The sequence below is a fragment of the Bacillus sp. SH7-1 genome, from assembly GCF_008042405.1.
Taxonomy (GTDB): domain Bacteria; phylum Bacillota; class Bacilli; order Bacillales; family Bacillaceae_G; genus Bacillus_A; species Bacillus_A thuringiensis_N.
Map to the genome: position 1 here is coordinate 83328 of NZ_QNUD01000032.1, position 9197 is coordinate 92524.

A 9197-nucleotide genomic window follows, 5' to 3' on the forward strand; every position below is an offset into this window, starting at 1 on the left:
GGAGGAAATATGCTTAAAGATAATTTTAACATTAGTAATATTCCCTCGGTTTTGTGGGGAGATAAAAGTGAAAAAGTTTTTATTGCAGTACATGGAAATATGTCAAATAAGGAAGATACAGTTATTCAAATATTAGCTGAAGAAGCTAATCAAAAAGGTTATCAAGTATTAAGCTTTGATTTACCTGAGCATGGAGACAGAAAAAATGATAATACTCCTTGCAAAGTACAGTTTTGTGTTAGTGAATTATCTATAATTATGAATTACGCAAAAGAACATTGGAAAGAAGTAAGCGTGTTTGCATGTAGTATAGGAGCTTATTTTAGCCTTTTAGCCTATCAAAATGATGTGATAGAAAAGGCATTATTTTTATCACCAGTAGTTAATATGGAACGAATTATCGAAAATATGATGAAATGGTTTAATGTAACACCAGAACTTTTGCAAAAAGAAATGACTATAGAGACACCTATTGGTCAAAAGTTATATTGGGATTATTTATGCTATGTAAAAGAGAATCCTATTAGTACATGGAATACAGATACATATATTATGTATGGAGCTAAGGATGAACTGTGTGAATTTGAAACTATAAACTATTTTACAAAAAAACATCGTTGTGAATTAGAGGTCGTGGAGACAGGTGAACATTATTTTCATACTGAAGAACAGTTAAAGATATTTGAACTGTGGTTACATAAACATTTAGATTAACAAATTATAACTTAACTTGAACCTGTTAGAGAAGAATGGTGAATTTAAAAACTGATATTATATTTGAGAGACACTATAAATGTATTCATTTAAACAAACAGCTGCTTTAGTTCAATAAGACTTAAACAACTATATTATCGATTTACATCTGAATTGAAGAATACACATACTACGAATTAAATAAGACAACAATCATAAAAATGCTCAGAATCAATAATTCTATAGCATTTTTATGTATTTTCATAGTAAGGGGAATTTACTTGAAAGATATACATATTCAACAAATTGAAGATTTAATGATATACGAACACGAATATCTTGTTCAGGAAAGCAAAGACGAAGGATTTTATTTCCTAATAAAACTAATCAGTGAATATGAAAATAAAATAAACACATTTAATAAAACTGGTGAATGCTTATATGGGATTGTTCATGAGGAAAAGTTAATCGGAATAGGAGGGTTAACTGAGGGTCCGTATATAATAAACAATAAGATTGGTAGGGTAAGAAGATTTTATATTGCAAAAAAATATCGCCGGAAAGGATTAGGGAGGTTATTATTAGTGAGAATTATAAGCGATGCGAAAAAATATTTTAATATTGTTGTCTTACATACAGATACAGTACAGGGTGACAAATTTTATACTTCGATTGGATTTGTGAAAGGGACAAAATATATGGGAGCGAGCCATTATTTGAACTTATATAAAAGGATGTAGTGAATTATTATTTACCTCTTCAACAGAACTTTTGTTCTGTTTTGTGTAGATTGATGTTGTAATTTATATGAATATAATATTAGAATGGGGAATTGGATGATGGGAGAAAATAAAATTATTAATGATTTCAATGAATATTCAATTTGGATAAATACATTGAAAGGTATGAAAGAGGAATTGTGGGTGGTACCAATATCAGAGGGGAAATGGACTATTGGCGAAATCATATCTCATATTATGAACTGGGATGACTATCTATTACGTGAGACATTATCATCAGTGCGAGATGGAAAGGGAATGGAGTTCCCTGATTTTGATACATATAATAAACTAGCATCTAGTTATGCCAAATCCGGTATATCTAAGATGAAACTTCTTGAAGAAGCAAAAGCTAAAAGAGAGTTACTCGTAAAAGAACTTAGATTACTGTCTGCTGAAAATCTAAAGAAACCTTTAACTGCCAATGGAGTATCACATTGTCCTCATACTGGAACGCCGTATTCTCTTATATATATTATTAAAGAATTTGTAGATCATGATAACCATCATAAAAGACAGGTTAGTCATTTTTTAAATGAAAATCAAGTTGTTAATTGATAAAGAAAGATCCCGCGAATGATATTTGTGGGATCTTTCTTACATTATAACTTAACATTCATTTGCTTCAATAATCCCTTCGGATCACCTTTAACATAATAAAAATGTGGATTGTTTTCATCGTCGTAAAGCATAATATAAGGTTTTTCATTAAGTGGTAGAAGAATAAGTACTTCATCAATTGTTGTTTGTAGCCATTGATTTGTAATAGAAATTGGTTTAGATAAAGGGATTTTTATCATGTGACCATCTTTTGGAACGACATTTAAGTTTTTGAACGGGCCAGTAATGGATTTAGCATATTGAACAGCTTTTTTTTGAATAGCTAGATCTAAAGATTGTTTTTGAACAACCATTTCTTTTTGACAATCAAATACTTCAATTTGTTGATTTGTATTTGCGAACACATTTGTCGATAATAAGAAACAAAGAAGGGTAATGACCCCGATTTTTTTAATCATAATACAACACCTCGTCTTTACTATACCCTTAAAAGGTTCAAATATTTTTCTGTCACATTTATGTAACAAAGAAGTTGTATAATACAATTGGTTTTTGTTTAAAAGCAATGGAGGATAGCGTATGAGAGTATTAATTGCAGATGATGAACAAGATATGTTAAGAATTTTAAAAGCTTATTTTGAGAAAGAAGGCTTCGAAGTATTATTAGCAAAAGATGGAGAGGAAGCACTTCAAATATTTTATGATGAGAAAATTGATTTAGCTATTTTAGATTGGATGATGCCGAAACATAGTGGTATTACTGTCTGTCAGGAAATAAAAAAGAATTCAAGCGTAAAAGTATTAATGCTTACGGCGAAAAGTGAAAGCGAAGATGAATTAGCAGCGCTTCAAAGCGGGGCAGATGAGTACGTAAAAAAACCATTTCACCCAGGCGTACTAATTACTCGAGCAAAAAAGCTTATACAGCATGATGATGTCATTCAAGTTCAAGATTTGAAAATAGATTTCACTAAAAATAAAGTTTATAAAAATGACAAAGAGTTAGATATTACAAAAACAGAGCTAGAATTAATAAAGTGTTTTTTAAATCATAAAGGCATGATTTTAACTCGTAAAAAATTGTTAGATATCGTATGGGGATTTGACTATTTTGGAGAAGAGCGAACTGTTGATACACATGTAAGAAGATTACGTAAAAAAGTAGGAGAAAATATTATAAAGACGCATCGTGGTTTAGGATATAGTTTGGAGGAGCAGAGTGAATAAACTTGGAAAAAAGCTATTTCTCAGCATTTCTTTAACTGTTATTCTTATTTTTACGATTTCTTTATTATTAATCAACTATCTTTTACCGAAATATAATATTTACAAAACACGAGAAAGTTTAGAAGGTATTACAGCACAAATACAGTCCATACCGAGCAAACAACTGGATGAAGCAATTACGAGCATTGAAAATAAAGGAAATGTTACGATTGCGTATACATCAATTAACAATTCGGAAGATCAAATTAATGATGAGTTACGTATGCAACTTACAAGGAAAAGAGTTGCCCTTAATAAACTTTGGATTACAAAAGAGGAAATAATAAAAGTAAAGAACTTCGGACAATCGAATAAAATATATGATCAAGAGAAAATCAAATCTAGTTTTTTTGTGAAATACATTGCGAAAGAAGATATGTTGATTTTGGTAGGGGTTTCTATCGCACATTCGAATGAAATAATAAAAACGTTAAACTCATTTTATTTATTCATTTTAGGTATTACGATTTTTCTTATTATTGTACTTGTATGGATATTGTCAAAAACAATTACGACACCACTGAAAGAATTAAGTGATGTCGCAGAAGATATTTCACGTTTAAAGTTTAAAAAGACAAAAGTGAAAACAAATGATGAAATAGGAGACTTAGCTACTAGTATTAATATTATGAGTGATAAACTACATGAGGCACATGAAGATTTAACAGATCGAAACGAACATTTAAAACGATTTATGGGTGATGTGACGCATGAATTAAAAACTCCAATTGCCTTAGTGAAAGCATATTCTATGGGAATAAAAGACGGTTTAGATGATGGTACGTACATTAATACAATTATTAAACAGACTAATCACATATCAAACTTAATTGAAGAGTTATTACGATTTTCTAAATTAGAAAGAGATGTTTTACAAAAAGAAGAATTCTCTATTAAATCACTAGTTCAAAGTATATTAGACAAGCATAAGATTGAACTGGAGTCGAAAGAAATTGATTTGCATGTGAACTATAATATTGGCGATGCAATTGTTTATGCAGATGTAAATAAAATGAGAATGGTGTTTCAAAATTTAATTTCTAATGCAATAAAATATACAGCAAATCAAACTATAAAAATTACATTAGAAGATCGAAATGAAAGTGTATATTTTCAAATTCAAAATGGTATGAATGTTGAACATATGAAAGATATCGATAAAATTTGGGAACCTTTTTACGTTGTAGAATCTTCTCGTAGTAAAGATCATTCAGGTACAGGACTAGGCTTAGCGATTGTGAAAAGTATTTTAGAAAGACATGGTTTTGACTATGGTGTATCTACTATAGAGGGAGAAATACGGTTTTATATTCATATGAAGAATGACTAATTCAATACTATTAGAAGCATCGTCTATTAATAGGCGATGTTTTTTATTGATTATAACCTCGAAAGCTCGTTGAAAGAGTGTTCTACAAATTTCTCAAGTTATTGTATAAAATATAAACTGAATTTTCTGTAATTTTATTGTATAGTAAAAGAAGAAATATATGGGGAGGGAAGGGTATGGGGAAAAAGAAAATAGCAACATTATCAGCAATATTATCTTTATCAATTACATCAGGAGTTTCTAGCATGACTGCGTATGCAGACAATAAAGAAACAAACTACATAAATGAGAATGATGTGAAGTTAAATGGAAATGTTTCAGAAGTGTTACAATCAAACACAAAAATTGAATTAGAAAATGGGATGACAAAACCGATTTATTCGCTTGATGAAGCAATTATCGAAAATTTATTTGTAGAAACAGAAGTTGATAGTGATCGAGATGGGAAAAAGGATCGTGTATCAGTAAAAGTTATGCGTCCAAAAACTGATTCGAATGTGAAAGTTCCCGTTATATATGAAATGAGCCCATATCGAGCGGGTTTAAAAGATGTTCCTGTATATAATGTAGATGAAGAATTGTATGCGTATGAAGGTAAGCCGTATGGAGCTGTTAATCTTGGTTCGTACGGAAATTATTATGTGCCAAGAGGTTATGCAGTCATTTTAGGTGAGAGTATTGGTACTGGGAAATCAGATGGATGTCCGACGACTGGGGATGAGCAAGAAATTTTAGGGACGAAATCTGTCATTGATTGGGTAAATAGACGTACGAAAGCATATACAGAAAATGGTGAGGAAGTTAAGGCTGATTGGTCTACAGGTAATGTAGGTATGACAGGAGTTTCTTATAATGGTACATTACCGAATGCTGTTGCGACAACTGGTGTTGAAGGTTTAAAAACAATTATTCCAATCGCAGCGATTAGTAGTTGGTATGATTATTATCGTGCAAATGGTGCAGTTATTGCGCCAGGTGGATATCAAGGAGAAGATACAGATAATATGGCAGAAGCAGTACTAACAAGGGAAAATCCTGAAGTTTGTGGACAAGTAATAAAAGAGCTAACAGCTGGACAGGACCGAAAAACTGGTAATTATAATGATTTTTGGGATAAACGTAATTATGTAAAAGATGCTAAAAATGTAAAAGCAAGTGTATTTGTTGTTCATGGTTTAAATGATTGGAATGTAAAGACGAAGCAGTTCTCACAATGGTGGGAAGCGCTTGGAGAGAATGATGTCCCTCGTAAAATGTGGTTACATCAAGGTGGACACGGTGGAACATCAACGAATGACTGGCAAAGAACACAAAATAAATGGTTCGATTATTGGTTGTATGGAATTGAAAATGGCATTATGAATGAACCGATGGTCGATGTACAACGTGAAAATAAAACTTGGGATAAAATAAAAAATTGGCCGGATCCATCAGCGGTGCCGTCAAAAGTTCGTATGTATTTAAGTAATAAAGCAGTTAATTTACCATTAAGTATGGGTTCTGTTAATAAGGTGTTTTCATTCGTAGATGATGCAAAAATGAAATCAAACCAATTAGTAGCAAACCCAGAATTAGATGTAGCAAATCGATTAGTGTATACAATACCTATACTGCAAAAAGATACGCGTATAAGTGGTACACCAAAGATTTCAATTACAGGAAATATTGATCGATCTGTATCAAACTTAACAGCATTACTTGTTGATTATGGAGGAACAAAGCCGGAAATCGTAACGAGAGGCTGGATGGATCCGCAAAACTTAAAGAGTATAGAAAATTCAACAGCGATTCAACCAGGAAAAGATTATACGTTTACATGGGACATGCAGCCAGATGATTATGTATTTAAATCAGGGCATCAAATTGGGGTCGTTTTAATCGCTAGTGATTATGATTACACAATTAGACCAAAAGCAGGAACAAAGTTAACAGTAAAATTAAGTGAAGTGACATTACCGATTGTGAAATAAATGATTTTTAATGAAGAGCCTACTATATAGTAAGCTCTTTAAATTTTGAAATATAAATGTATTACCAATGCCATGAGTTTAATATGAATTTTTATTAGCAGAAACAAAAATACTTATGATAAATAAAACAATCGCATTTAGGATTAAAAGTCCACTAAAGGTAAGCCCGGCAAAACCTCCAGCGAATCCATCACCTACTTTTTCACCAATTACGTGCAAAGTGGCGAAGAAGACAATGGGGGAAGAAAGAATGAAAATGCCACTGGAAACTTTCCATATTCGTCTATACTTCTTTGCAATAAAGAAAATTAGAGCATTAAAAGCAATAAGAAGTAAAAGAAATATAATTAATGAATTCATCGTATCCCCCTTTTAGAAAAAAAGTATGAATTTTCATTATTTACATTTTTATTTTAAAGGAAATATTATACAATATGATTATATTCTATGGAAAGCGAGTGATATATTATGACAGTCAGCTCTTTCGAATTTTCATTAAAAATAAAGGTACAGGAAGATTAATTGAATGAAAATCTTCCGTACGTAAAAAACGGAGGAGAAAATAAATGTTTAGTTTGTATAGTACACTTTGCACGGAACTTTATGATTACACAAAGCCTGTCGGTTATTCTTTAAATGGTGATATTGAGTATTACCAAGAACGTTTAATAGATTGTAGAGGGAGAATTCTCGAAGCTGCAGTAGGTTCAGGGCGTGTCATCATCCCGTTACTTGAAGCTGGTTTTACAGTGGATGGGATAGATAATTCACCTGAAATGCTGGATTCTTGCCGTAAGCGGTGTAAAGAGAGAGGATTGCGCCCTAATTTATTTGAAGCAAGCTTACAACAATTTTCACTGCCACATAAATATGAGGCAATTATCATTCCTACTGGATCTTTTTGTTTAATTGAAAATCGTGAGGATTCTATAAACGCATTGAAATGTTTTTATGAACACCTTAATCCAGGCGGACGATTAATCGTAGATATTATGCTTCCGCATGACTGGAAGACTGGCGAAATTCATACATCGACTTTTTCTTTGCCGAGCGGAGATGGAATTACTTTAGAAAATAAATCAATTGAAATAGATTGGCTGAACCAAGTTACCCTATCATATTTAAAATATGAAAAATGGAGTAAAGGGCAATTAGTACAAACAGAATTGCAACGCTTTGCTATGCGCTGGTATGGAATAGAAGAATTTAAACTTCTTTTAAAAAGTATAGGTTTTTCTACCATTACTTATTCTGCTGACTATGTATATGAAAAAGAACCGTCAAATGCAAATCAAATGTTTACTTTTGAAGCTGTGCGTAAAGAAAAATAAAGCGCTATCTAAGAAAACAAGGCGATCGATACAATATCAATTGCCTTATTTTAATTGTATATTACTTACATGTTATTATGTTTTCATTGTCCAAGCATCCTTCTACAAACTACATATACTATTTATATTAAAGACATTCACTATTTTAAACAGAATTGTTATTTTTCTATAAATGCTATTTTAGTGAAGTGGGAGGAATCAATTTGGAAAACGTTGAACAAGATAGAATTGAAAATCAAGTGTATTCAAATCGTGTAGTAAGATCAGAATTTGATGCAAATTGGGAAACGTGTATATCAAAAAGTGGTTATGTAATTTATGTAGCAACAAGTAATAATGCTGAAGTAATAGTTCTTCTTGCGGATGGTTCAAGTAAATTATTAATTTTCGAAAAAGGCGGTAAAGTAGTAGTAGGTGGCGGTGGAACAAGTCATTATAGTAAGCCGCATATTGCAAGAAATATTTAAGGTAGAACATGTTAATTGAGAAGAAGGTGAAAAATGGTTAGTCATTCTTGTTGAGAGTGTGAATGACTAGCCGTTTTTGTTTCTTTAAATCGCATTGAAGAACTTGATTTAAAAATGCCTTGGGATGACCAGCGAAATTAAGAGGGCATTGTATGGTTAAGAATTTGAAACACCATGTAGGTATGGAGGAATTATAAACGTAATATAAAAAAGCATTTCCTGTTTCGGGAAATGCTTTTTCTATGTTATAGTATAATAGTGTTTTAAAACGATGCTATATTAATATATTTTAGATTTAGTTGTGTATTATTTTTATATTAAATTAGTCGTGTAAGTATTTTTTTATATAAGGAGTAATAATTAGAGAAATGAAAAATATAGACTTTATACTAGAAAGTGATGAGGCATTAAAACCGTCTGAACGATTGGTACTATTATTATTAGAGAAGCATAGAATGTTATATACGAACGATCTATTAGCATTATCTAATTTATCATATAAAACATTAACGGATTCATTAACAGCGCTTGTTTTAAAATCATATGTGTTAAAGGAAACAGGTAAGGGCAGAAGACAGAATTGTTATAGATTAGTATGATAAGATTGCTGATTTTAGAGAATTCATATCAATATTTTTCGAATGTAAGGAAAATGTGTATTTTAAGTTTCATTTGAAAATACGCATCACAAAGCATGATTCAATATTTGTATTTCATTTTTATTAATGTAATTCTATCGGTATTGAAAATAGAAAAATAAAATAAACTGTATAAAACAGAAATAAAAAAACAATCCGTTT

Annotated in this window: 11 protein-coding genes; 9 read left to right on the forward strand and 2 right to left on the reverse strand. The window is 31.1% G+C overall.

Features of this window, described 5'->3' with window-relative positions:
• Window positions 1-9 precede the first annotated feature (9 nt).
• The 3 genes from DN390_RS23165 (at window position 10) to DN390_RS23175 (ending at window position 2030) form a co-directional block, all read left to right on the forward strand.
• A complete protein-coding gene (locus tag DN390_RS23165) occupies window positions 10-714 on the forward strand; it encodes an alpha/beta hydrolase (protein WP_179955774.1) in 705 nt (234 codons plus the stop codon).
• Between the two features lie 260 nt (window positions 715-974).
• Window positions 975-1433: a GNAT family N-acetyltransferase gene (locus tag DN390_RS23170; protein WP_147808573.1), complete on the forward strand. Its 459-nt coding sequence runs from the start codon at window positions 975-977 to the stop codon at window positions 1431-1433.
• A gap of 99 nt (window positions 1434-1532) precedes the next feature.
• Window positions 1533-2030, forward strand: a complete 498-nt coding sequence (locus tag DN390_RS23175) for a DinB family protein (RefSeq protein WP_147808574.1) — start codon at window positions 1533-1535, stop codon at window positions 2028-2030.
• Window positions 2031-2074: 44 nt separating this feature from the next.
• Here the strand turns inward: DN390_RS23175 and DN390_RS23180 are convergent, their stop codons facing one another.
• Window positions 2075-2491, reverse strand: a complete 417-nt coding sequence (locus tag DN390_RS23180; RefSeq protein ID WP_147808575.1) for a hypothetical protein — start codon at window positions 2489-2491, stop codon at window positions 2075-2077.
• A gap of 121 nt (window positions 2492-2612) precedes the next feature.
• On the opposite strand from DN390_RS23180, the gene DN390_RS23185 reads away from it, so the two are divergent.
• The 3 genes from DN390_RS23185 (at window position 2613) to DN390_RS23195 (ending at window position 6599) form a co-directional block, all read left to right on the forward strand.
• Complete coding sequence (locus tag DN390_RS23185; protein WP_097952464.1) at window positions 2613-3260, forward strand: response regulator transcription factor; 648 nt, start codon at window positions 2613-2615, stop codon at window positions 3258-3260.
• Entirely contained in the window at window positions 3253-4629 is a 1377-nt protein-coding gene (locus DN390_RS23190) for a sensor histidine kinase (RefSeq protein ID WP_147808576.1), read from the forward strand. Before DN390_RS23185 ends, DN390_RS23190 begins: the two co-directional genes overlap by 8 nt.
• Before the next feature lie 176 nt (window positions 4630-4805).
• The gene (locus DN390_RS23195) at window positions 4806-6599 is read left to right on the forward strand and encodes a Xaa-Pro dipeptidyl-peptidase (RefSeq protein WP_147808577.1); all 1794 of its coding nucleotides are present in this window, start codon (window positions 4806-4808) and stop codon (window positions 6597-6599) included.
• 78 nt (window positions 6600-6677) lie between these two features.
• Here DN390_RS23195 and DN390_RS23200 read toward each other — a convergent pair whose 3' ends face one another.
• The gene (locus DN390_RS23200) at window positions 6678-6959 is read right to left on the reverse strand and encodes a hypothetical protein (RefSeq protein WP_147808578.1); all 282 of its coding nucleotides are present in this window, start codon (window positions 6957-6959) and stop codon (window positions 6678-6680) included.
• 206 nt (window positions 6960-7165) lie between these two features.
• Between DN390_RS23200 and DN390_RS23205 the strand changes: the two genes are divergently transcribed.
• From DN390_RS23205 to DN390_RS23215, 3 genes are all read left to right on the forward strand, one after another.
• The gene (locus tag DN390_RS23205) at window positions 7166-7930 is read left to right on the forward strand and encodes a class I SAM-dependent methyltransferase (protein ID WP_147808579.1); all 765 of its coding nucleotides are present in this window, start codon (window positions 7166-7168) and stop codon (window positions 7928-7930) included.
• 203 nt (window positions 7931-8133) lie between these two features.
• Window positions 8134-8397 (forward strand): hypothetical protein, encoded by a 264-nt coding sequence (locus tag DN390_RS23210; RefSeq protein ID WP_000432423.1) that lies wholly within the window; start codon window positions 8134-8136, stop codon window positions 8395-8397.
• A gap of 368 nt (window positions 8398-8765) precedes the next feature.
• The gene (locus DN390_RS23215) at window positions 8766-8996 is read left to right on the forward strand and encodes a hypothetical protein (RefSeq protein ID WP_000789031.1); all 231 of its coding nucleotides are present in this window, start codon (window positions 8766-8768) and stop codon (window positions 8994-8996) included.
• Window positions 8997-9197: the final 201 nt, after the last annotated feature.

Bases quoted from the DNA above. Each gene is read 5' to 3' on its own strand.
- DN390_RS23205 (WP_147808579.1), top strand. From the start codon at position 7,166: ATGTTTAGTTTGTATAGTACACTTTGCACGGAACTTTATGATTACACA.
- DN390_RS23195 (WP_147808577.1), top strand. From the start codon at position 4,806: ATGGGGAAAAAGAAAATAGCAACATTATCAGCAATATTATCTTTATCA.
- DN390_RS23165 (WP_179955774.1), top strand. From the start codon at position 10: ATGCTTAAAGATAATTTTAACATTAGTAATATTCCCTCGGTTTTGTGG.
- DN390_RS23180 (WP_147808575.1), bottom strand. From the start codon at position 2,491: ATGATTAAAAAAATCGGGGTCATTACCCTTCTTTGTTTCTTATTATCG.
- DN390_RS23175 (WP_147808574.1), top strand. From the start codon at position 1,533: ATGGGAGAAAATAAAATTATTAATGATTTCAATGAATATTCAATTTGG.
- DN390_RS23215 (WP_000789031.1), top strand. From the start codon at position 8,766: ATGAAAAATATAGACTTTATACTAGAAAGTGATGAGGCATTAAAACCG.
- DN390_RS23200 (WP_147808578.1), bottom strand. From the start codon at position 6,959: ATGAATTCATTAATTATATTTCTTTTACTTCTTATTGCTTTTAATGCT.
- DN390_RS23185 (WP_097952464.1), top strand. From the start codon at position 2,613: ATGAGAGTATTAATTGCAGATGATGAACAAGATATGTTAAGAATTTTA.